Here is a 22,655-nt window from a genome sequence, read left to right as displayed (position 1 = left end):
CCAACAGTATTGTTAAGGCTGTCTGTTGGCGGTATCAAAAAAGCGGCAGTCCCACCCCGGGCTGTCGCTTTCTAAAGGAAATTTCTAAGGATTAATTGGCCAACCAAACCTCAGGATGGTCAAAAGCCAACTGAAGCTGTTCCAGGAATTGACTCACGTGATAGCCATCGGCCACCGCATGGTGAATCGTCAAGGACAGCGGCATTTGCCAACGCTTGGCTTTCTGTTCAAACTTTCCCGCCTGAATGACTGGGAAGAATGTGTTTAGTGGGGTGAAGGGCAGGGGCGTGTAGCTGGTAAAATGCGTCCAGGGAATACTACCGATCATATAGGTATTCGCACTCTGTGGAGCCTTGGGCATCGGCGTCCGCTGATCACCGTATTCGGTCAAATCGGCCAGATAGTTGCGATGGAATTGTTTGAAGTCGGGATCGTAGGCGGTCCACAGGCCAGAGATACTGTGGTCATCCGCATGCATCACCGAGTAAGACGGGTGGAGAACATCATAACGTTTCAATTGCCCGGCATCGTCTCTCGACACCCTAAATTCCGGTGTCTGGGCGATGACTTTCGAGACCAGGTAGAGATACGCCGCATTGAACTTGTAGTCGCGGGCCGCGATCCATTCCTTGGTAGCCGTGACATCAAGATCAACGGTGAGGGTGAATCCCGTTGGCATCATTTTGGTGAAGTAATAAAAGTATTCCCGCCGTGACCAAGTTGCTAAGTCGATCGGGGTGCTGTGCGTATTTAAGTTTGTCATGTGAAACCCTTTCTGGTTGATTAATTGTAGGCCGGCTGACACTTCTCCAGCCACTTGGCCTTGAGATCCTTCAGTGTCTGCCGGAGATTGTCGACATCGGCGGTATCAGCCTTCCAGAGAACGCTGTACGTAAAGGCGTCCGCCCCAAGGGCATTCCAATCTGCCTGTAATGCCGTATCGTGATAGAAATTCTCGTTGAGGTTGGTTTGATAGTAACCCCAGCGATTGTGAAGGTTCCGGGCGACGTCAATGAAGGTCTTGCCGTTCTGGTTATTCTTGATCTGGATCACACCGTAGTAGGTCGGTGCCGCCTTATAATTTTGAATGATTTCTTTGCGATTCATTTGTTGCTCCTTATCATCAAGGTTCCGCCAATATTCACTACCACTCGCCGTCCGCTTCAGGAACCCATAATCGACGAGGTAGCGCCGCAGTAAGGGAAAGTCAGCATAGATCGGCTTCAACTTAGCCGTAAGTTCCACTTCCGTCAGATGCTGGGTCATGGGCAAGGTCTGACTGACCCGCTTCAAGATCGCTAAGATGGCTTTTTGGTGTCTAGGCCACCGCGTTAATGTCAAAGGGTTGACGGACGTAAAGTACTTCGTGACCAGCTCGTCGTACTCGGCGGTCGTCATGGTGAAACGCGCATCCTTTTTTCCGGGCTGTTCAGGGAACGTGACGAGTTGCTCGACCGGCGCTGGCTGATTGAAAACCTGTTCATAAATAGCCAGATAAAGTTTGGCCTGCTTGGCCTTCTCGCGGAAGGTAAACTTTTGATGCCGCACGGTGGCCGCCGCCACACCCATTTTCTCAGCAATAGTTGCATCCTTATGGCCTTGGGCAAATGCCAATAGAAGGTCACGCTGCCGGGCGGTCAGTGTATTGTATTTGTTATCAGTTCGAATCAGGTCAGCCACGGCATTGGGGTGACTAGCCGCCAGGTGCCGTTGAATCATAGTGGCTGCCGGATAGAATTTATCATCTTCCGGAAAGACTTGGTCCTTGGCAAACGTCGCCTCACAAGTATTACAGATATAGGCTTCAGCCGTTTCATGCCAACCTTGTTTAATTTCAGTTACTGTCAGATCAACTAGATTCATGTCTCATCCCTCCAATTGCATCTACTTTACAAATGTTTATCAATTATGTCAACAGCTATTTTATCATCAGCGAGCAAAAAGGACGATAATTGCGGTTATAATCACGCTTAAACACATCAAGTCGCTAAAGGAAGTGTTTGCTGTTATCATAAACAGAAGTCCTAGCCACCAGTCATTGTCGCTCACCACGTCACAACGTCGACCAGTCTAGCAAGCCCATTCACAACCTTTTTGATGAGTTAGTTGAGTTTTTAGGGCGTGTTTGCTAGCATTAACTCGTAAAGAAATAGGAGGTGAGCGCCGTGGCAACAGCGATTGAACAGTTCATGAGTTACCTAAGCGGCGAACGCCAGTATTCACCTGAGACGGTCAAGGCCTATCAGGAGGATCTGACGGAGTTCACCACTTTTCTTGAAGAGACTGGTGGGGCCAAGCCCTGGGACAAGATTGATCAGCTCGACGTGGAGGTCTATCTGAGTCATCTCTACGACCAACACTACGCACGAACAACCATTGCCCGCAAGCTTTCTTCGCTACGTTCCTTCTATAATTTTTTGATGAGTAACGGTCAGGTCGCCGACGACCCCTTTGCCTACATTCAACTCAAGCGCCATCAGAATCATCTCCCACGCTTCTTCTATGAGCGTGAGATGACGGCACTCTTCACGGCAGCGGGGGCCAACCCCAATGCTCAGCTAGCAACTCGGGATTCGGCGGTTCTGGAAGTGCTCTATGCCACCGGAATTCGGGTTAGCGAGTGTGTGAACCTGACAATGGGGGACATCGACTTCGATAACCGACTCATGTTGATTCATGGGAAAGGGAATAAGGAACGTTACGTGCCATTTGGCCATTACGCCAGCGACGCCCTTGAAGCGTATTTCGACGCCGCCCGGACACCCTTGATGACGCAGTATCACCACCAGCATGACTTCGTCTTCGTCAATGCTCATGGTGAACAACTCACATCAGCGGGGGTCACGTACCTCCTCAACCAAATGATCAAACGGAGCACGTTGACGGGGGAGATTCATCCCCACATGTTGCGGCACACGTTTGCGACCCATCTTCTGAATCACGGGGCGGATCTCCGTTCCGTACAGGAGCTTCTGGGCCACAGTAGCCTCTCAACCACTCAGATTTATACCCACGTGACGCGTGAACACCTCCAGCGGGATTATCGTCAGTTCTTCCCGCGGGCGACGGCGGATCACCAGTCACCTTCAACCAAATAAGGAGATTATTAAATTATGCCAGTAAAATTTGAAGCCACTACCATCTGCGCGGTTCGGCACAATGGCCATAACGCCATGGCCGGCGATGGTCAAGTTACCATGGGTGAAAAGGTCATCATGAAGGGAACCGCCCATAAAATTCGCCGCATCTACAACAACCAAGTCGTTGTCGGATTTGCCGGTAGTGTTGCCGACGCCTTCAACCTGGAAGAAAAATTCGAAGGCCAACTCAACGAATACAGCGGTAATTTACAACGGGCCGCCGTAGAACTCGCCAAGCAGTGGCGTTCCGACCAAGCCTTACAGAAGTTGGAAGCTCTGTTAATTGTCATGGACAAGGACGAAATGCTTCTCGTGTCCGGTTCCGGTGAAGTGATTGCCCCCGACGATGACATCTTAGCCATCGGTTCTGGTGGTAACTTTGCCTTAGCCGCCGCAACTGCCCTGCATCACCACGCCACCGACATGAGTGCCAAGGAAATTGCCGAAAGTGCCATTCACATTGCCGGCGGAATCGATATCTTTACGAACGAAAACGTCATTTCTGAAGAATTATAAAGGGAGGCCTCACTGTGGACGCTATTAATAAAACACCAAAAGAGATTGTGGCCCTGCTTGACCAATACGTCATCGGTCAAGACGAAGCCAAGAAAGCCATTGCCATTGCCTTACGCAACCGGTACCGGCGCATGCAGCTCGATGCCGCCATGCAAGAAGAAATTTCACCTAAGAATATGCTCATGATCGGACCCACTGGGGTCGGGAAAACGGAAATTGCTCGGCGATTAGCTAAGATCGTTCATGCCCCATTTACCAAGGTCGAAGCCAGCAAGTTCACCGAAGTCGGGTACGTCGGTCGAGACGTCGAATCCATGGTTCGAGACCTCGTCGAAGTCTCCGTCAGCATGGAAAAACAAGATCAATTCAAGAAGGTCCGTAACGACGCGGTTCAGGCGGCCAACAAGCGCTTAGTCAATCTCCTGGCACCAGCCAAGAAGAAGGCCAACAAGAACAACAATGACTTTGCGAACATGATGAACATGTTTAGCCAAATGCAAAATGGTCAGACCCCAACGGCCCCAAGCGACCAAGAAGAGGTCAGTGACGACTTGCGAAACGAACGCCTGTCATTGGCTGAACAACTGAACCAAGGCCTCCTCGAAAACCACCAGGTTGAAATCGAAATGGCTGACCCGCAACAGGCCAACGCCACCGACAACAACATGCTGGGTCAAATGGGGATCGACCTCAACGATACCCTCGGTGCCATCATGCCCAAGAAACAAATCAAACGGACGGTCACGGTGGCCGAAGCGCGTGAAATCTTGGTCAGCGAGGAATCCGAAAAGCTGGTCAACAACGCTGACATCAATCACGATGCCATTCAACGGGCCGAAAACACCGGGATTATCTTCCTCGATGAAATCGACAAGATTGCCAAGGGCAATAGCCAAAATAGTGGCGACGTTTCCCGTGAAGGGGTCCAACGTGATATCTTGCCAATCGTCGAAGGGACGCAGGTTAAGACCAAGTACGGGACTATCGATACCGACCACATTCTCTTCATCGCCGCTGGGGCGTTTGCTGAATCCAAGCCAAGTGATCTCATTGCGGAACTCCAAGGTCGTTTCCCAATCCGAGTTGAGTTAAATGACCTCAGCAAGGACGACTTCGTCCGAATCCTGACAGAACCGAACAACGCGCTGATCAAGCAATACATTGCCCTGATTGGCACGGACAACGTCAAGGTCACCTTCACCATGGAAGCCATCGAACGCATTGCCGAACTGGCCTTCGAGCTTAACCACGAAAACCAAAACATCGGGGCTCGTCGGTTACAAACGGTGCTGGAAAAGCTCCTGGAAGACCTGCTTTACGAAGGTCCTGACATGGGGACCGGTGACGTCACGATCACCGAAAACTACGTCAACGATAAGATTGGCGACATCGTCCAGAATAAGGACTTATCACGTTACATTCTTTAATCACAACGCAAGGGACCAGGGCAGACGGCCTTGGTCCTTTTTGCAGAATGCGGTATCATAAAAACAATATGTTTATCATTGTGGGAGGGATTCGATGTTAACGTTAAAGAATGACTACCTGACAGTAAAAATTAACCCGTTGGGAGCCGAAGTCAGCAGTGTCCGCGACAACGAGAGTGGCCTCGAGTACATGTGGCAGGCCGATGCCGCGTACTGGGGACGCCATGCCCCGATTCTCTTTCCAATCGTCGGTCGGTTGAACCAGGACCAATACACGTTCCAAGATCACAGCTACCACATGACCCAGCACGGCTTTGCCCGTGATCGGCCATTTACGATCCAAGACCAAACAGCGACGCGCGTTGTCCTCCAACAAACGAGTGACGACAAAACCCGTGACGTTTACCCCTTCGACTTCACGTTGACCCTGACGTTTGAACTGAAGGACCACGAGTTACGAACTGATTTAGCCGTGACGAACCCTGCGGCAGACACCTTATACTTTTCCATTGGGGCTCATCCCGGTTTCAACGTGCCTTTAGGTGGAGCGTTAGCCGACTTCACCGACTATCAGGTCACAGTTTCACCCAAGAAGACCTACCAACGCATCCCCTTAGTGGGGTCTGCCAGTGACAGTCACCATCCGGTGTCACTAGATCTCACACAGCCGTTGACGCTGGACCATGAATTATTCAACCACGACGCGCAAATCTTAACGCTCGACAACCACGAGACCACGGTCATGTTGAGCACAACCGCCGACGACCATGGGGTAGCCCTGACCGTCGCGGCACCTTATCTGGGTATTTGGTCACCATATCCCAAGCAGGCCCCATTCGTTTGCCTGGAGCCGTGGTGGGGACTGGCCGATGACGTGCAGGCCTCGGGGCAGTTTACCGACAAGGTTGGCTTACAGCATCTCGCGGGTGGTCAAACCTTCGCGGCACACTACCAGATCACTTACTTTTAGCCAAAATAAAAGCTCCCAACGACTACAACTAGTCGTCGGAAGCTTTTTCGCTTCTTAATGTGCACGTTTATGATAGCCATGGCCAAAGGGCACCATGGATTCGGTGCCCGCCTTAATGCGGGCAATATTGGCACGGTGTCGGTAGAAAACAAAGACCGTGAGCACCAGGGCAATTCCCGTTAAGTACCAGTCCTGAAAGGCCAGGGAGATCAGTGTGATCAACGAGAAGGCAATCATGCTGGCCAGACTCACCATGCTGGTCCAATAGATCAGGCTGACCCACAGGCCGGCCGCAATGACGAACATGATGGGGTTGTAAGCCAGGAGCATCCCCGCCGACGTAGCGACGGCCTTGCCACCCTTGAAACGGTCGAAGACCGAGAAGGTGTGGCCCAGGATAGCCATTAACCCAAATAAAAGGGGAGTGGCCGTCCCGAGAATCGTGGTCACATGACCCCAGGTTGGGAGTAAGGTGGCGACGGTGCCCTTAGCAATGTCTAACACCATGACGATGGTTCCGGCATAAGGTCCTAGGACCCGATAGGTATTGGTGGTCCCGATGTTTCCCGAACCTGACTGTCGAATATCGGTGTGGAAAAATGTCTTGCCCACCCAAACCCCATTGGGAATGGCCCCCAAGAGATAGGCTAGGATTAATAAACCAATTAATTTCACAGGTAATTCCTCCGCTCTTCCTCGCAACCCGATCCCAATCTGAATGGGATCAGGTTTATAAGCTGTTCACTATTTTAGCATGTTTTACCCATTACGCCAATTATCTCGGGAAACTAGCCACGCTTTGTTTTCCTGTGGTATGATAATGTGGTTACTGAAACCCCGGCCCGCGCGAACGCTTCCGTTCTATTGAACATATGTTCGCATTGCGGTAAACTAGGGGCATACCAACGAAAAGAAACTAGTAAAAGTAAAGGGGATTTACGCATGGCGAAAGCAAAAGCAAAATATGACGATTCCTCCATCCAGGTGTTGGAGGGATTGGAAGCTGTTCGTAAACGTCCTGGGATGTATATCGGGTCAACTGATGGCCGCGGTTTGCATCACTTGGTCTACGAAATTGTTGATAACGCCGTCGACGAGGCCTTGGCCGGTTACGGTAAGGAAATCAACGTTACTATCCACCAGGACAATAGCATCACCGTTGTCGATCATGGGCGGGGTATGCCAGTCGGCATGCACGCTTCGGGGATTCCAACGCCGGAAGTTATTCTGACGGTCCTCCATGCCGGTGGTAAATTTGGTCAAGGCGGCTACAAGACCTCTGGTGGACTGCATGGGGTCGGGGCGTCCGTTGTGAACGCCTTATCCAGTGCACTCACCGTCACCATCGTTCGTGATGGCGTCCGTTACGAAGAAAAGTTCGCTAACGGGGGACATCCCCAAGGAACCTTGGTGAAGAAGGGCAACACGCGGGCACACAATGGGACCACACTGACCTTTAAACCCGATACTAAAATTTTTACAACGACTGTTTATAATTTTAATACGCTCTCAGAACGACTGCGGGAATCAGCCTTCCTGCTTAAGGGTGTCAAAATCACCCTGACCGACGAACGATCCGGCCAGGAACGCGCCGAAGAATACCATTACGAAGAGGGTATCAAGGAATTTGTCAGCTACTTAAACGAAGACAAGGATACCCTTGGAGATATCATGTATTTCGATGGCAAGAAAGACGGGATTGAAGTCGAAGTCGCTGCCCAGTATAACGACGGGTACACCGAAAACCTGCTGTCCTTCGTCAACAACGTCCGGACCAAGGACGGTGGGAGTCACGAAGTGGGTATGCGTAGTGGCTGGACCAAGGCCTTCAACGAATATGCCCGTAAGGTTGGCTTACTCAAGGATCGCGATAAAAATCTTGAGGGTACCGACGTCCGGGAGGGACTCTCTGCGGTCATCTCCCTGCGGATCCCAGAAAACCTGCTGCAATTCGAAGGCCAAACCAAGGAAAAGTTGGGGACACCAGAAGCCCGGACCGTTGTCGACAACGTGATCAGCGAGCAACTCGGGTACTACCTGATGGAAAATGGGGACTTCGGTCAAATGTTGATCCGCAAGTCGACCCAAGCTCGTCAGGCCAGAGAAGCCGCCCGAAAGGCCCGTGATGAGAGTCGTAGTGGTAAACGCCACAAGAAACACGAACGGCTCTTATCTGGTAAGCTAACGCCCGCGCAATCCAAGAACGCCGCCAAGAACGAACTGTTCCTGGTCGAAGGGGATTCCGCCGGTGGATCGGCTAAACAGGGCCGTAACCGAAAGTTCCAAGCCATCCTGCCCCTTCGTGGGAAGGTTTTGAACACCGAAAAGGCCAAGTTACCCGACATCATGAAGAACGAAGAAATCAGCACCATGATCTACACGATCGGTGCTGGTGTCGGCGCGGAATTTAACATTGAAGATGCCAACTACGATAAGATTATTATCATGACCGATGCCGATGACGATGGGGCGCATATCCAGATCCTCTTGCTCACCTTCTTCTATAAATACATGCGGCCGATGATTGACGCCGGGCGAATCTACATCGCCTTACCACCGTTGTATCGCATCAAGACGACCGGCAAGAAGTCACAAATTGAATATGCTTGGACCAACGACGAATTGGCAGCCAAAACTAAAAAGATTGCCAACCACGGCTACAACCTCCAACGTTTCAAAGGGTTAGGGGAAATGGACGCCGAACAACTTTGGGAAACCACCATGGATCCCGACAATCGAACTCTGATTCGGGTTCAGATTGACGATGCCGCACTGGCCGAACGCCGTGTGACGACCCTAATGGGGGACAAGGTTGAACCCCGCCGGAAGTGGATCGAAAACAACGTTCAATTCACGCTAGAGGAAGACAACACGAGTCTGTTGGAATCCTCCGATCCCGAAAAGTAAACCAATTACCGGTGAAAGGAGACATCATTTCGTGAGTGAAGGACAGAAGATTCAAGAACTAACGTTAGAAGAAGTGATGGGTGACCGCTTCGGCCGTTACTCAAAATCCATTATTCAGGAACGGGCCTTGCCGGATATTCGTGATGGCTTAAAACCCGTTCAACGGCGAATTCTATTCGCCATGAACAAAGATGGTAACACCTATGATAAGGGCTTTCGTAAGTCCGCCAAATCCGTCGGAAACGTCATGGGTAATTTTCACCCCCATGGTGACAGTTCGATCTACGAGGCGTTAACGCGGATGAGTCAGGACTGGAAGGTCCGTGAACCCTTAATTGAAATGCACGGGAACAACGGGTCAATGGACGGCGATCCCGCTGCCGCTATGCGGTATACCGAAGCCCGTCTGAGTAAATTAGCTGGGGAAATGCTCCGCGACATTGATAAGGACACCGTGGAAATGGTGCTCAACTTCGATGATACGGAATACGAACCCACCGTTTTACCCGCTCGGATTCCGAACTTGTTGGTAAACGGCGCTACCGGGATCTCTGCAGGTTACGCCACGGAGATTCCACCGCACAACTTGGGTGAAGTCGTGGATGCCTTAATCTACCTGCTCAGCCACCCCAAGGCCACGCTGCCAGAACTGATGAATTTCGTCCAGGGACCTGACTTCCCAACCGGGGGGATCATCCAAGGAAAGGACGGCATCGTCAAGGCCTACGAGACCGGCCGTGGCCGCATTGTTGTGCGTTCCAAGACGGCCATCGAACCCCTCCGTGGGAACAAGAGTCAGATCACGGTTACCGAAATTCCGTATGAAGTTAACAAGGCCCAATTGGTCAAGAAGATTGATGAGATCCGTTTGAACAAGAAGGTCGAGGGTCTCGCCGAAGTTCGTGACGAAACCGACCGTGATGGGTTACGTATCGCGATCGAACTGAAGCGTGACGCCGATGCCCAAGGGGTTCTGAACTATTTGTTCAAGAACACCGAACTGCAAATTACCTATAACTTTAATATGGTTGCCATTAACCATATGCGACCAGAACATGTTGGTTTGAAAACTATTCTGAGCGCCTACCTGGAACACCAACGCGATGTGATTACGCGACGGACCAAGTATGAACTCCAAAAGGCTTTGGACCGGCAACACATCGTGGTTGGTTTAATCAAGGCATTATCCATTCTGGACCAAGTCATTGCGACCATTCGGGCCAGCAAGGACCGTCGTGATGCCCGGAACAACCTGATGACCAGCTACGACTTCTCCGAGAAGCAAGCCGATGCCATCGTGGCCCTGCAACTCTACCGGTTAACCAACACCGACGTGACCCAGCTTGAAGCTGAGTCCGAACGGCTGTCGGCCGCCATCGAACGAGATCACCAGATTCTGGCGGAAAAGAAGACGTTAAACGCCGTCCTCCGCAAGGAACTGAAGGAAGTCGCCAAGGCCTACCGCAACCCTCGACGGACCGAGATTCAGGACGAAATTGAGGATCTCAAGATCAAGACGACCGTCACCGTGGCCGACGAGGACGTGATCGTTCTGGTCAGTCACGACGGTTATCTCAAACGCTCCGGCGTGCGGTCTTACACGGCTTCTGATCCCGAGGATAATGGGTTGAAGGACGAAGATTATCCAATTTTCTTGGAGAAGTTGAGCACCTTGAATCACCTGATGATGTTTACCAGCAAAGGGAACCTCATCTATCGACCCGTTCACGAGATTTCGGACGTCAAGTGGAAGGAAACCGGGGAACATATCTCCCAAACGATCGGCTTAGCTGCCGACGAGGAGATTGTGGCCACGTTTGCCTTTAAGACGCTCAAAGAGCCCGGTCGTTTCCTCATCGCTACCAGCGATGGCTACATCAAGCAAACGGCCTTCAGCGACCTTACACCAGGTCGGACGTACAAGCGCCGCGCGATGGTCTTTGAAAAACTTAAGCATCCTGAAGCCAGTGTCGTTCAGGTCAAATACCTCACGGATACTGACGATCAGACCGGAATCTTACTCCTGTCACAAAATGGTTATGCCCTGAGATATCCAATCGACGAGGTTTCCATCAATGGGGCTCGGACCACTGGGGTTCGTTCCATGGACCTCCGTGACGACGACCAGGTCGTTAATTTGGCTCTGGTTACCGATAAGGACACTATTGCCATGATTACCCAGCGTGGGGCCTTCAAGCGCCTCGCGATGAAGGAACTTTCCGTCACAAGTCGCGCTCGTCGTGGAGTCTTAGTACTCCACGAACTCAAGCGCGATCCGCACCGAGTCGTGGACTTCATGACGATTCCAGCTGGCAATCCGCCACTGGAAATTATCACCAGTCGGGAACGAACCCATGACGTCATGCCAACCGATCATCCTCTGAGCGGGCGTTATTCCAATGGTTCATTCGTGGTTGACACCGACGTCGAAGGGACACCAATCTCCCTACGTCTCAAACCAACAGAGTTGGTTCTGGACTAGGCCTAGTCGCCGTTTCTGAGCGAAAATCGTTGCGCTTTCAATGGAAACAGCCTATTATATACTTTAATAGTAACCATTAGACTGAAGTAGTGTTCGCCAGTCGTACGCCACGCCAGTCAGAAGGAGTAAACGCGGATGAAGACGAAACAAGAGAGCATCTTTTCTTCTAAAACCCTGACGTATTTTCTACAGCTTGCCGAAACCATGAATTACACGCAAGCTGCTCAAATTCTGGGCATTACCCAGCCAGCGTTAACCCAACAGATTAAGAAGTTGGAACGTACGGTGGGCGCCCCGTTGTTCTATTCGGTAGGTAAGAAACTTCGCCTATCAGATGCCGGTTACACCATGCTTGACGCCACGCATAAGATTTATGCGATTCTGAATCAAGCCACCGATGAGATCCAGCAGTCAACCAGCGCAACGCAAGGGGAGATCAACATTGGTCTCCTGGCCTCGATGGAAGATGCCGTCTTCGAGGACTTTGCAATTCTGTCCTATCAGAAGAATCCGGACGTCAAGATCTCGTTTCACATGCTGACCCGTAAAGAAATCTGGGAACGCTTGGAAAACAATAAGATTGACCTGGCCATTATGTACCTACCGGACGATTCTATTAAGAATTGGAAGCCATACGAATCAAAGAAGATTATTTCCGATGATCTGTTGTTTATTCACCACGATGAACGACTCGCTAAGAAACGGCGAATCAAGTTCAAAGACACCACTGATCAAGTTTGGGCCATGTATCCCGATGGTTACTACCTGAATCAGACCATTCACGAGGCCTATAAGAACCAGCTGGCTGACTTCCCGAAAGGGGGTCGCCAACTTCACCACGCCAACGCAGCTCCTGCATTTCTCGATGCAGACCCAGGCGTCCACGGCGTTACCCAACTCGTTTATGGTTGGTCAAGAATCGTTGCCCCAAACGTGGACAGCACACTTTGACCCCAACATCCGATTTGATTTGGCGTTCGTCTTCCGTAAAGGGAAGGCGGAGATTCCCCGAATCAGTCACTTCCTGGCGCAGTTCGATCAGTATTTAGAAGCTGAGGACTATATTTCACGCCTTAAACATTTGCGTAACAAGTAAACCTAAAAATCTATTTGTTAAAGGAGTTTTTTCAATGAGTAAAGCCTTAATTTTCGGTCACCAGAATCCTGATACGGACGCAATTGTTGCTGCCAAAGCCTTTGCCTACTACCAAACCCAACGCGGTTATGACGTTGAAGCGGTTGCCTTAGGCGAACCTAACATGGAAACCAACTACGTCTTGAACCACTTCGACGAACCAGCACCACGGGTCGTTAAGACGGTTTCTAACGAAGTCGACCAAGTGATGTTAGTTGACCACAACGAAGCACAACAAAGTGTTTCGGACTTAGACAAGGTTCAAGTAACCTTCGTCGTTGACCATCACCGGATTGCCAACTTCCACACTGATGCCCCTCTGTACTACCGTGCAGAACCAGTGGGTTGTGTCAGCACGATCTTAACGGAAATGTTCGACGAAGCTAAGATTGAAATTCCTGCTAAGTTAGCAGGTCTGATGCTTTCAGCTATCATTTCTGACACCTTGTTATTACAATCGCCAACCACGACCGACAAAGACCGCGAAGCCGTTCGCGCCTTAGCAGAAATTGCTGATGTCGACGTTCAAAGTTACGGGATTGCCATGCTTAAGGCTGGTACTAATCTGGCGGCTAAGAGCGACAAGGAATTAATCGATGGGGACGCAAAGTCCTTTGACATGAATGGTCACAGCGTACGTATTGGCCAAATCAACACCGTTGACTTGGACGATGTGATCTCCCGTCAAGCTGGCTTGGAAAAAGCTATGCAAGACGAAATCGCTAGCGAAGGCTACGACTTATTCATTACCTTAGCAACTAACGTGTTGAACAGTGACTCCGAACTCATCGTTGCCGGTGAACCTAAGGATGTCGTTGAAAAGGCCTTTAACACAAAGCTGGCTGACAACCGTGCTAGTCTTCCTGGTGTTGTTTCCCGGAAGAAGCAAGTTGTGCCGCCATTGACTGAAGCTTTTAACGCTTAAATTATTGAGATTAAATGCTTATTGAAGAAACTATTCTTCAATAAGCGTTTTTTTTCGGCAAGAAAACCCGACCTTGCTATAATACTGACCGATGGTAGCCGTTAGGCACATTCCCTTAGAGAAGAAGGGATTCTGCATGACAAGAAGTGCATGGTACCGTAAAGCTTTAACGACGTTAGTAACAGTGGGTCTTTTTGTCAGCCAAATCGGTGGGATTGTTGCTTCGGCGGCAACAACCACACCATTCGGGGCGCAGCGGTTCGCGAAAGACCATGCGACCTATGTGATTACCACTAAATCGGATTATTACAAGTCGATTTGGCGGTCTGCCATCGATGCCTGGAACGCAACCGGGGCATTCAAGTTTAAGACTAGTTCCGCCAGCAAGGCCCAGATTACTTTGGGGATCGCTTCTAAGCGTGAATCCAAGAAAATGGGAAACGATGTCGGGTTAACTGAATTTTGGGCCCGTGATAACTACTTTGTCTCCGTCAACTCACTACTGAACGCTCGTCTAATTAAGGAATACGATTACTCGCGGTCCGATGCCATTCACGTTGCTGAACATGAATTAGGCCACGCCATGGGATTAGCCCACAACCCATCTACTAAGAGCGTGATGTACTACCGTAACCGTGCCGTTGGCATTCAGAAGGTTGATATCAATGGCGTCAAGGCTCGTTATCAGACACCAGCTGGGCAGACCAACTAGACACTTAAACGATTCTCTAAAAACACCTTACCACGACTAATGGTGAGGTGTTTTTGTGAGGTGTGTTCGTCCTTTACAAGCTAATTAATTGCCTTTTACAGGAAAACCTTTAAACTGAAGGAGTAATCAATTGTACACAACCGATTGGAGGAATTCTAATGAATTCAAACGAATCAAAAGAAGACTTACGGCAACGACTGACCACCGAGGAGTTTGCAGTGACGCAGAACGCGGCCACAGAACCCGCCTTTACCGGGAAGTATGACCAATTTAACGAGGTTGGCATTTACGTGGACGTCGTCAGCGGACAGCCACTGTTCAGTTCGACCGATAAATATGATGCCGGTTGTGGCTGGCCATCCTTTACGAAACCAATCGATGCCGCTAATGTTCAGGAACATACCGATCACTCATTTGGCATGGTTCGTCAGGAAGTCACCAGTGCCGATGCTCATTCCCATCTGGGACACGTCTTTAACGACGGCCCCCAGGATCGTGGGGGCCTTCGCTACTGCATCAATTCCGCTGCCCTGAAGTTTATTCCAGCAGATCAGTTAGAGGCCAAGGGTTATCATGGTTTTGAGAGCCTCTTTCCCAACAAATAAGGAGTGACGACAATGAGTGAGACACAGACAGCAATATTCGCCGGTGGTTGTTTCTGGTGCATGGTTCGGCCATTCGACACCCAACCCGGCATCAAGAGCGTGGTTTCCGGCTATACGGGTGGTCACACGGTCAATCCCACATACGCCGACGTTGCCAGCCATACAACTGGGCATACCGAAGCCGTTGAGATTACCTTTGACCCAGCCATCATTAGTTATGCCGACCTCGTCGAGATCTACTGGCGACAAACGGATCCGACCGATGCCAGTGGCCAGTTCCAAGACCGCGGTGACAGCTATCGACCTGTCATCTTCGTCAACAGTCCGGAACAACGGCAGGTAGCCGAGGCCTCTAAGGCTAAATTAGCTGCCAGTGGCCAGTTCGATGACCCAATCGTGACGACTATTGAGGACGTCCAACCGTTCTATCCGGCCGAGGAAGAACACCAGGACTTCTACCGTAAGAACCCATTCCGCTACCAAATTGAGGAAATGGGCGGCCGTGAGGACTTCATTAAGCAGCATTGGACCCAAGAATAGCTTGAATGAGTGGCCTTACTGGACTAGTAAGGCCACTTTTTGCATGTTACAATTAATTTAAATTCATCGGAGGTGTCTTAATGGGATACGTGCTAGATCTAAGAAAAGTGACCGGTTCACGGCCCTTGATTGTGGTTGGTGCAGCGGCATTTGTAACTAGCAATCAGCAGCAATTACTGCTCGTTAAACGAACCGATAATCAGTTATGGGGCTTACCGGCTGGATCGAAGGAGCTTAACGAGTCACTGGTGACCACCGCACAACGGGAATTACACGAGGAAACCGGATTGGTTGGTCAGCAGCCAAGCTTGCTGACGGTTGTCAGTGGTGCTGGCATGCAATACACATATCCGAACCAAGACCAGATTGATTCAGTAACTGCCGTTTATAAAATGACAGCAACGGGTCAGCAAAACGTCACGAGTTCAGAAATCGAAACGATTGGTTATTTTTCAATGACAGCATTGCCAGATGACTTAACGCCAATTACAAAACGCATTTTAAACGAGCTAGGGAAACTTTAAATCGGTTGGAATGATTAATGACGACTTAAAGAACGAATGAATTGGAAGATCGAAGCATAAGGTCACTTTCAAGGACTTCAGGTCTACTTTCGATAATATATATTATGTAAAGTAGAGAAATTAATTGCATTTAGGGGCTGGAATTGCCGTTCCCTTTCTTCGCTTTATCCTGTCAGCTTAAATTATCATTCTCATATCATTAACGACAAGTTCGCAACAGTTGCTGTTTGCTGACAACAACTTATAGGTTCCAGCCGAATGGTCATCCCGCAGGAAAACGCAAACACGTTCTACTAAACTGAGATTCACCATGACTCATCCTGTTGGTAAGTATCGATTTAACCTTTTCCAGGTAACGTCTAGGTAATCTAGCACATCAGTTGCTAACACGTCTATTTACCTCAAAACACTACTTTTAGAGGCGCATTCTACGCAATTCTCATGATGAGGTCTCCATCTAATTCTTGAACGTGTGCTTAGAGTCAACATCCAAAATCAATAAACCGGTAACTGGTTTGGTTGGGTATCCTGAAGGTCGCCACCCAATTAATTGCCTAGCGTTCTGGGGCTCATTGCTGATATGAAGCCGGTCATGTCATGGTCAAGTGAACCTGATGTCGTCATTGACCAGGTCAAGTACTTTAGCCTTGCTGAACTGGTGTGGATCAGGCGTCCCAACAACTATCAGACAACCATATTCGATGGTCTTATCAACTGGACATATAAGATGATATACACTTATTTTCAACGTCATTAAAGCGTTTAAAACCTTGTAAAATCGGGCTTTGTGGTCATTTTCGTAACAGCGAGCAGTACCATATTGCTACGATCTAGGTTAAGGATTGATCCACCAAAGGCACGCTAAACACTGGTATTACAAGGATATCACGTGCTACGACTGATCTTCTCAATCAGGGTCTCGCAATCAAACCAGCTGACTACTTTCATTAAAACAAATATTTTAAAGAGAGTAGTCACATTTTAAAACGAGCGGGGGACTTGCTAATTATCTCAATTCTCGGTATCATAGTGGCTATACGAGAACATATGTTTGGAGGCCACTTCTATGGAAAAACAACACTACTTAAAATTAATCAATGAAGAACTGGCCAATGCGCCCTGGTACGTTCAAGAATACTATCAGGCCAAGGCTACTGTGCCTCTCTCCCCGGCAACATTGTATCAATACCTGACTGAATACCGCCGTTTCTTTAACTGGCTCATCAGTGAGGGCCTGACTTCGGCCGCCCACCCCGCCGATATTGATATTCAGGTCTTAGCCACCTTAAAAAAAGAGACGGTCGAATTATATAAGTCTGCTCTATTGAATCAGACGAAGCTCACAGGCGCTCCTGGCAGTCGAACTCATCCGACCATTAACCGCTCCCTAAATGCCCTCTCATCGCTATTTAAGTACCTTACAGAGGACACGGAAGACGAGCATGGTGAAGCCTACTTCGATCGTAACGTCATGCATAAGATTGCCCTGGTCAGAACCAGTGAAACCTATGCGACTCGTGCGGCCAATCTGAAATCCAAGCTGATGCTGGGTAATACCGACCATGACTACCTGGAATTCATCGATCGCAAATATGGGGAGCAGCTTTCACCTGCCAAACAGCGGTATTTCCATCGTGATAAGGTCCGCGATCTCGCGATCAATGCCTTATTACTCGGCAGTGGCCTACGCGTTTCCGAAGCCGCAAACGCTGATCTCCGCCATCTGAATCTCAAGACGGGCACCATCGGTGTTGTTCGCAAGGGTGGCCAACGAGACACAGTCCCCATTGCTCCCTGGACACTACCCTATATTCAAGATTACCTAGAACACCGAACAGCTATTTACCACGCCACGAATAGCGATCGGGCCCTGTTCCTAAGTAGCTACCGGGGCCAAGCATCACGGATGCAGGCCAACTCCATTGAAAAGATGGTCGCCAAATACTCGGCCGCCTTTAAGGTCCGTATCACGCCCCACAAGCTTCGCCACACCTTAGCCTCAAAACTCTACCTGGCCACCAAAAATGAACAGCTCGTGGCCACTCAGCTCGGTCAGAACTCCACGAGTGCGACGGGCCTGTATACCCACATCATCGATGAGGAACAACGGCAGGGACTGGAGAAAATGTAGACCTGCGCGGATTCCTTAATATTTCCAAATATAACGACGATTACCAAAAAATCCTCCTTAATGGAGGATTTTTATGTATCTTTTATTCGCAACTTCCACAACGATTGACCTGACTATTCCGTCAATCGGTAACTCGCATCCACTAGATTGGTCAGTTCGGCCTTCGACGTCATTTGGTGAATATCCAGGGTAATCCAATGTTGTTTGGTGAAATGCTTCCCCGCCAAGATATAGGGGAAGTTCGCAACCAACTCATCAATCTTCCCCGTCTCACACTTGAGATCCAGGTATAAGCCTTCATCGTTATGATAAGCTAGACCAAATATTTTTTTACTTGTTGAATGCCGCATTGCGTCGAAAATAATTTGATTCCGATGCGCTGGATTATTGAAAGGTTCATCGACGACCACCTGCCTACCCTGACTACTGAATTTAATCAAGTCCTCTTTTGTCATTTCCACGACACCACCCCCTGTTTAGTTCTGACTATGATAAGCACGTCGTTTTCAAAATTGAAAACGGTCAATGGCATGATAAGCATAAACGGTAATGCCTGTTGATAGGTCTCAAGAAAACCCCGGCCAATTACCACTTCATTTCAAGCCTAATCGAGGAAATGGAAGTCGTCAAGAAGGAACCGCTGATAAAAAACTATCGCACCCCACATCACATTTTTGCGTGACCACAATCAATTTTAACAACAATCAATAAACCACCGGACCTAATACAATTTAGCGGTTTTTGCAAAAGTCGATTTGCTTATCACTACAGAACCATCAAAACTGATTGTATGTAAAACAGCCATAATTAGCATCGATTTAAAAACTGAATTGAACCTGCTCTAACTTCGATGCGCATTAGACTGTAACCGCCATGACCACAATACTCCCAGCAAGGACACCATGCCCGTCCCAAGCATCGTTGCATGGAATCCGCTAACAAAATCCCCACTCTGGAACTGGTAAAAAATCATCACGGCAACAGTGGTCCCTAATGCCCCACCTAGCAAGCGAAAAACATTATAGATTCCCGAAGCCTGGCCAATTGCTGAGCGTGGAACGGCACCCAGAACGGTCTTCTGCAAGGCTGGCCCAGCCATTGACAACCCAACCCCTGCCAGCATTAGCGGTAGAATTAACCAGCTATAACTTTTGTAAACGCATACGGCGATCAACAAATAACCTAGACCCTGAAGTACTAAACCTAGCGTAGCCACCCACCGTTCGCCAAGTCTATCGACTGCTCGTCCAGCAAAGGGGGCTACCACAACTAATGTCCCCGTCCACGGTAACAACTCTAAGCCTGCATTCAGTGCCGTAGCGCCAGGACTCAGTTGGAGATACTGGGGCAGGAAGAACACCACACCATACATCGATCCATAGAGGCAAGCGGTGGCAAAATTTCCGCCAATAAAGTTTCTTTCCCGAAAGAAGCTTAGTGGCATCATTGGAGCCGCTTCGCGAGATTGGCGGAAGAAGAACCACGCCCCACACCCGAAACTAACCAAACCAACTACCAGTACCCAGCTCAATTTGCCACCGCTGAGCTGACCAGTTGTGGCAGATAATGCCCAAATCAAGCCAGCCATGGCCACCATAATTAAGAGGTTGTCACCAAGATTAATCGGATGACTCTGACCATGACTTTCGGGTAAATAACGTTGGGACAAGAGAATGGCTAGCACGCCCACCGGAACGTTAATCCAAAAGATCCACTGCCATGTTAACTGAGCCACAATGAAACCACCCAAGGATGGTCCCACAATCAGAGCCAGGCCACCAATCCCACTCCAAATTCCCAGCGCACGGCCCCGTTGACTTTCAGGTATGGCATTTGTGAGAATTGCCATCGACATCGGCGTCATGACCGAAGCTCCAAGACCTTCAACAATCCGGGCCAGAATCAACCAGTTGATACTAGTTGCTAAGGCACAGAGAACTGAACCGACCGTAAAAATTAGGAGGCCCCAATTGTAAATTCGCCGCCTACCCCAACGTTCGCCAAGTGAAACGCCAACCAGTAAGACCGCCGCAATCGTGATATTATAGGCATTCAATGCCCACTGGAGCGTACTCACCGAAATGTGAAAATCGATTCGAATTGCGGTTGAAGCCGTGGTTACAATCATTGCGTCCATCATAGCCATGAAAAAACCTAATGATGTCAGTAAAAGAATCCGTCTTGAATTAGTCGCCTTCCCCGTCATTTTCCCGTCTCCCTAATGTTGAAATATAGTTCAAAATGTTTTGAACTATCTAAACATAGCATGCTCACTTTGACCTGGCAAGAACCAAAATTAAAAAGAGACGATCTCAGCGATCGCCTCTTCATTGGTCTAGTTAACTAGAAATTTTGCCAGAAATGGGTTAGGTACTGATCAAATGTCGACCGGTCTAACGCCACATATTTTTCACGTGCGACCTTATGGGCCGTGATCAATCCCGCTTCCTGAAGAATCTTAAAGTGATAGGACCCGGAAGTCTTACTAATTGCCAGGACCCGACCAACCTCTCCACAGGAAACTTCATGACCCAATTGGTTCAGATAACGGATGATTTCTAAGCGAATCGGATCAGCAAGAGCCTTAAAGACCTTTGTGCTTTCTTCAGTTGTGTTTACTTGTTTTGTCATAGTCCCTATCCTACTAGAAAATTGATTTTTCGCAAGGATTTGAAGCTTATAAACCAATACTCATCTCAATTTCGAATTGTTCATGAAATTCAAAAATCACCAAAGTCAAAGTATATTTTATTGAACCGATTTAAACTTCATCTTGCAAGCTCATAACACCGGATATCATCAACGATGCCATATTTTCAGGTGATTGGGGTTCCGATTCGATTAGCCAATTGCCTAAGACATTCCAAAGCCCACCGACAGCGAACATCATAAAATAAGTCTTTTCTTTCTCCGTTCCTTTCATATGCCATGGAGCCGGGAACCTTTGGTAGATCTTAATGACATGGGGATTCATTGCCTCTAGAAACCGGCCGTAAAGCCCTTGCCTCATGAGTAATCTTATTTGCTCTCTCTCACGCCACCAGAATTCAAAAAAGAAGGTGAGTCCCTCCTCAAGTGTTGCTCCCCCAGAACCAAACTTTACAAGCTCTGATAGATATTGACTGCCAATCTCACTGTTATAGGAGTTTAAAAGATCCTCTTTATTCTTATACAAACGATAGAATGTGCGCCGTGAAAGCTGGGCTTTTTCCGCAATCTCTCTGACTGAGATGTCTTCATAGGGCTGTTCAGCTAATAAATCAAAAAGTGCTTTTAATAGCCATGTCTTTGATTGCCGTACCAGTCGTTCTTGCCCATTCATTCCAATCCCCCCTACTGTCACACAAATGGCCTATATGTAGCACTTGTCAAACAATACACCAACTATCTTGTTTTACCAATTATATAATGCTAAAGTCATGGCGTCATAGGGAAGCACTTTAAACTGTGACTAATTGTTAGCCAACAATAAAATTAGTTTTATAATTTGGGGGAGATAAAAATGACTGACGTTATAACTGGCAACCAGCAATTTGATTTTCAAATCCATCGTTTTACGATGAATTTCTTACAGAACAAGGACGTTCAAAGTGATTTAAAGAACATAGCCAAAGATGTCACAGACTTTGCAACCTGGACGAAGTGGTGGTCCAAACGGGCTGAATATTATGAGGAAGAAGATGAATATGCTATAGCTGCCAGCTACTATAAAGCTGCCATGTTTTATCTGTTCGAAAATACGAAACAAAAAGTCACTCTATATAACGATTTTATTCGATGCTTCTACCAGAGCTACAATGACTTTGATTATGAACGATATCAGGTACCTTACGAAGGTGGAACACTTCCAGCCTTATTATTAAAGCAGCCCCAGGCAACAAAAACATTACTCGTCATTGGTGGATTCGATGGCTATTTGGAAGAACTGACCAGTTTTTACAAATACATGAAAGGAACTAACTATAATATTATTATTTTTGATGGTCCAGGTCAGGGCAATACTTCGTCACAAGGCTTGCACTTCATTCATAATTTCGAAAAACCAGTTTCTGTAATACTGGATTATTTCAAATTAAGTGAAGTTGACGCAATCGGTATGTCTTGGGGAGGATACCTAGTTATGCGTGCCGCAGCCTTTGAGAAGAGGATCAAAAAAGTTATTGCACTTGATGTTTTTTACACCCCAATGGATACCGTTAAAATGAACTTAGGACTATTCAAATTTGGAATTTTATCGGGAGCGCTACTCCTCCATCAGAAGAAAACTCTAAACAGACTACTATCCAAAGCTGCCCAAAATAACATTGATCTTCAATGGAAACTCGGTAACGGCTATCTATTGACCGGTACCAATACCCCTTATGATTTCTTACAAGATATCAAGAAACATAATGCTAGCCATATCTTGAAATACGTGAATCAGGATTGCCTTTTATTGGCCGGTGAAAACGATCAATATGTACCCGTAAAGCGATTAAAAACCATTCGAGAAAAACTAGTCAATGCAGGAGAAATCAGAACCAAGCTCTTTACAAAAGAAACTGGTGCCGATCAACATTGTCAAGTTGGACGTGTTGATCTTGCCTTCGATGAGATCAAATCCTTTCTTGCAGACTAAGTAAAACGGATGAAGTGAGGCGC

General features: G+C 48.4%; 20 protein-coding genes and 1 pseudogene. 14 read left to right on the top strand and 7 right to left on the bottom strand.

What is annotated here, in order from left to right; translation table 11 throughout:
- Window positions 1-91 precede the first annotated feature (91 nt).
- Together IV54_RS05570 and IV54_RS05565 are read right to left on the bottom strand one after the other, a co-directional pair.
- Window positions 92-763: a chloramphenicol acetyltransferase gene (locus IV54_RS05570; protein WP_057878416.1), complete on the bottom strand. Its 672-nt coding sequence runs from the start codon at window positions 761-763 to the stop codon at window positions 92-94.
- A 20-nt stretch (window positions 764-783) separates the two neighbouring features.
- Window positions 784-1,863, bottom strand: coding sequence for a DUF2087 domain-containing protein (locus IV54_RS05565; RefSeq protein ID WP_237756674.1), 1,080 nt, complete (start codon window positions 1,861-1,863; stop codon window positions 784-786).
- Between the two features lie 302 nt (window positions 1,864-2,165).
- Between IV54_RS05565 and xerC the strand changes: the two genes are divergently transcribed.
- From xerC to IV54_RS05545, 4 genes are all read left to right on the top strand, one after another.
- Complete coding sequence (gene xerC, locus IV54_RS05560) at window positions 2,166-3,098, top strand: tyrosine recombinase XerC (RefSeq protein WP_083488528.1); 933 nt, start codon at window positions 2,166-2,168, stop codon at window positions 3,096-3,098.
- Between the two features lie 15 nt (window positions 3,099-3,113).
- Entirely contained in the window at window positions 3,114-3,656 is a 543-nt protein-coding gene (hslV, locus tag IV54_RS05555; RefSeq protein WP_057732546.1) for an HslVU peptidase proteolytic subunit, read from the top strand.
- Window positions 3,657-3,670: 14 nt separating this feature from the next.
- Window positions 3,671-5,083, top strand: a complete 1,413-nt coding sequence (gene hslU / locus IV54_RS05550) for an ATP-dependent protease ATPase subunit HslU (RefSeq protein WP_157054363.1) — start codon at window positions 3,671-3,673, stop codon at window positions 5,081-5,083.
- Between the two features lie 94 nt (window positions 5,084-5,177).
- The gene (locus IV54_RS05545) at window positions 5,178-6,053 is read left to right on the top strand and encodes an aldose 1-epimerase family protein (protein WP_057878406.1); all 876 of its coding nucleotides are present in this window, start codon (window positions 5,178-5,180) and stop codon (window positions 6,051-6,053) included.
- Between the two features lie 54 nt (window positions 6,054-6,107).
- Here the strand turns inward: IV54_RS05545 and plsY are convergent, their stop codons facing one another.
- Window positions 6,108-6,728 carry a glycerol-3-phosphate 1-O-acyltransferase PlsY gene (gene plsY, locus IV54_RS05540; protein WP_057878405.1) on the bottom strand — a complete coding sequence of 207 codons (621 nt, stop codon included), beginning with the start codon at window positions 6,726-6,728 and terminating at the stop codon, window positions 6,108-6,110.
- A gap of 267 nt (window positions 6,729-6,995) precedes the next feature.
- Here plsY and parE point away from each other — a divergent pair, with 267 nt between their 5' ends.
- From parE to xerS, 9 genes and pseudogenes are all read left to right on the top strand, one after another.
- Window positions 6,996-8,960: a DNA topoisomerase IV subunit B gene (gene parE / locus IV54_RS05535; RefSeq protein ID WP_057878404.1), complete on the top strand. Its 1,965-nt coding sequence runs from the start codon at window positions 6,996-6,998 to the stop codon at window positions 8,958-8,960.
- Window positions 8,961-9,036: 76 nt separating this feature from the next.
- Entirely contained in the window at window positions 9,037-11,442 is a 2,406-nt protein-coding gene (parC, locus tag IV54_RS05530; RefSeq protein ID WP_057878414.1) for a DNA topoisomerase IV subunit A, read from the top strand.
- Between the two features lie 135 nt (window positions 11,443-11,577).
- A pseudogene (locus IV54_RS05525) lies at window positions 11,578-12,538 on the top strand (LysR family transcriptional regulator).
- A 34-nt stretch (window positions 12,539-12,572) separates the two neighbouring features.
- On the top strand, window positions 12,573-13,502 hold the full coding sequence (locus IV54_RS05520; RefSeq protein WP_057878403.1) for a manganese-dependent inorganic pyrophosphatase: 930 nt from the start codon (window positions 12,573-12,575) through the stop codon (window positions 13,500-13,502).
- A 136-nt stretch (window positions 13,503-13,638) separates the two neighbouring features.
- Entirely contained in the window at window positions 13,639-14,214 is a 576-nt protein-coding gene (locus tag IV54_RS05515) for a matrixin family metalloprotease (RefSeq protein ID WP_057878402.1), read from the top strand.
- Window positions 14,215-14,372: 158 nt separating this feature from the next.
- On the top strand, window positions 14,373-14,819 hold the full coding sequence (msrB, locus tag IV54_RS05510) for a peptide-methionine (R)-S-oxide reductase MsrB (RefSeq protein WP_057878401.1): 447 nt from the start codon (window positions 14,373-14,375) through the stop codon (window positions 14,817-14,819).
- Between the two features lie 12 nt (window positions 14,820-14,831).
- Entirely contained in the window at window positions 14,832-15,359 is a 528-nt protein-coding gene (msrA, locus tag IV54_RS05505) for a peptide-methionine (S)-S-oxide reductase MsrA (RefSeq protein ID WP_057878400.1), read from the top strand.
- Between the two features lie 80 nt (window positions 15,360-15,439).
- Complete coding sequence (locus IV54_RS05500) at window positions 15,440-15,883, top strand: NUDIX domain-containing protein (protein ID WP_057878399.1); 444 nt, start codon at window positions 15,440-15,442, stop codon at window positions 15,881-15,883.
- A 1,066-nt stretch (window positions 15,884-16,949) separates the two neighbouring features.
- A complete protein-coding gene (gene xerS, locus IV54_RS05495; protein ID WP_057878398.1) occupies window positions 16,950-18,014 on the top strand; it encodes a tyrosine recombinase XerS in 1,065 nt (354 codons plus the stop codon).
- 113 nt (window positions 18,015-18,127) lie between these two features.
- Here the strand turns inward: xerS and IV54_RS05490 are convergent, their stop codons facing one another.
- From IV54_RS05490 to IV54_RS05475, 4 genes are all read right to left on the bottom strand, one after another.
- A complete protein-coding gene (locus IV54_RS05490) occupies window positions 18,128-18,469 on the bottom strand; it encodes an MmcQ/YjbR family DNA-binding protein (RefSeq protein WP_237756675.1) in 342 nt (113 codons plus the stop codon).
- Between the two features lie 386 nt (window positions 18,470-18,855).
- Window positions 18,856-20,220 carry an MFS transporter gene (locus IV54_RS05485; protein WP_057878396.1) on the bottom strand — a complete coding sequence of 455 codons (1,365 nt, stop codon included), beginning with the start codon at window positions 20,218-20,220 and terminating at the stop codon, window positions 18,856-18,858.
- Window positions 20,221-20,357: 137 nt separating this feature from the next.
- Window positions 20,358-20,645, bottom strand: a complete 288-nt coding sequence (locus IV54_RS05480) for an ArsR/SmtB family transcription factor (protein WP_057878395.1) — start codon at window positions 20,643-20,645, stop codon at window positions 20,358-20,360.
- A 130-nt stretch (window positions 20,646-20,775) separates the two neighbouring features.
- The gene (locus IV54_RS05475; RefSeq protein WP_057878394.1) at window positions 20,776-21,336 is read right to left on the bottom strand and encodes a TetR/AcrR family transcriptional regulator; all 561 of its coding nucleotides are present in this window, start codon (window positions 21,334-21,336) and stop codon (window positions 20,776-20,778) included.
- A 180-nt stretch (window positions 21,337-21,516) separates the two neighbouring features.
- Between IV54_RS05475 and IV54_RS05470 the strand changes: the two genes are divergently transcribed.
- Window positions 21,517-22,632 (top strand): alpha/beta fold hydrolase, encoded by a 1,116-nt coding sequence (locus tag IV54_RS05470; protein WP_057878393.1) that lies wholly within the window; start codon window positions 21,517-21,519, stop codon window positions 22,630-22,632.
- Window positions 22,633-22,655: the final 23 nt, after the last annotated feature.

The sequence above is a fragment of the Levilactobacillus paucivorans genome (genome assembly GCF_001437125.1).
In the GTDB taxonomy this organism is placed as follows: Bacteria; Bacillota; Bacilli; order Lactobacillales; family Lactobacillaceae; genus Levilactobacillus; species Levilactobacillus paucivorans.
The sequence above is the reverse complement of the archived record's forward strand: the minus strand, read 5'-3'. Positions and strand labels throughout refer to the sequence as shown.

Bases quoted from the DNA above. Each gene is read 5' to 3' on its own strand.
- IV54_RS05570 (WP_057878416.1), bottom strand. From the start codon at position 763: ATGACAAACTTAAATACGCACAGCACCCCGATCGACTTAGCAACTTGG.
- IV54_RS05565 (WP_237756674.1), bottom strand. From the start codon at position 1,863: ATGAATCTAGTTGATCTGACAGTAACTGAAATTAAACAAGGTTGGCAT.
- hslV (WP_057732546.1), top strand. From the start codon at position 3,114: ATGCCAGTAAAATTTGAAGCCACTACCATCTGCGCGGTTCGGCACAAT.
- IV54_RS05545 (WP_057878406.1), top strand. From the start codon at position 5,178: ATGTTAACGTTAAAGAATGACTACCTGACAGTAAAAATTAACCCGTTG.
- parE (WP_057878404.1), top strand. From the start codon at position 6,996: ATGGCGAAAGCAAAAGCAAAATATGACGATTCCTCCATCCAGGTGTTG.
- parC (WP_057878414.1), top strand. From the start codon at position 9,037: ATGGGTGACCGCTTCGGCCGTTACTCAAAATCCATTATTCAGGAACGG.
- IV54_RS05520 (WP_057878403.1), top strand. From the start codon at position 12,573: ATGAGTAAAGCCTTAATTTTCGGTCACCAGAATCCTGATACGGACGCA.
- IV54_RS05515 (WP_057878402.1), top strand. From the start codon at position 13,639: ATGACAAGAAGTGCATGGTACCGTAAAGCTTTAACGACGTTAGTAACA.
- msrB (WP_057878401.1), top strand. From the start codon at position 14,373: ATGAATTCAAACGAATCAAAAGAAGACTTACGGCAACGACTGACCACC.
- msrA (WP_057878400.1), top strand. From the start codon at position 14,832: ATGAGTGAGACACAGACAGCAATATTCGCCGGTGGTTGTTTCTGGTGC.
- IV54_RS05500 (WP_057878399.1), top strand. From the start codon at position 15,440: ATGGGATACGTGCTAGATCTAAGAAAAGTGACCGGTTCACGGCCCTTG.
- xerS (WP_057878398.1), top strand. From the start codon at position 16,950: ATGGAAAAACAACACTACTTAAAATTAATCAATGAAGAACTGGCCAAT.
- IV54_RS05490 (WP_237756675.1), bottom strand. From the start codon at position 18,469: ATGACAAAAGAGGACTTGATTAAATTCAGTAGTCAGGGTAGGCAGGTG.
- IV54_RS05485 (WP_057878396.1), bottom strand. From the start codon at position 20,220: ATGACGGGGAAGGCGACTAATTCAAGACGGATTCTTTTACTGACATCA.
- IV54_RS05480 (WP_057878395.1), bottom strand. From the start codon at position 20,645: ATGACAAAACAAGTAAACACAACTGAAGAAAGCACAAAGGTCTTTAAG.
- IV54_RS05475 (WP_057878394.1), bottom strand. From the start codon at position 21,336: ATGAATGGGCAAGAACGACTGGTACGGCAATCAAAGACATGGCTATTA.
- IV54_RS05470 (WP_057878393.1), top strand. From the start codon at position 21,517: ATGACTGACGTTATAACTGGCAACCAGCAATTTGATTTTCAAATCCAT.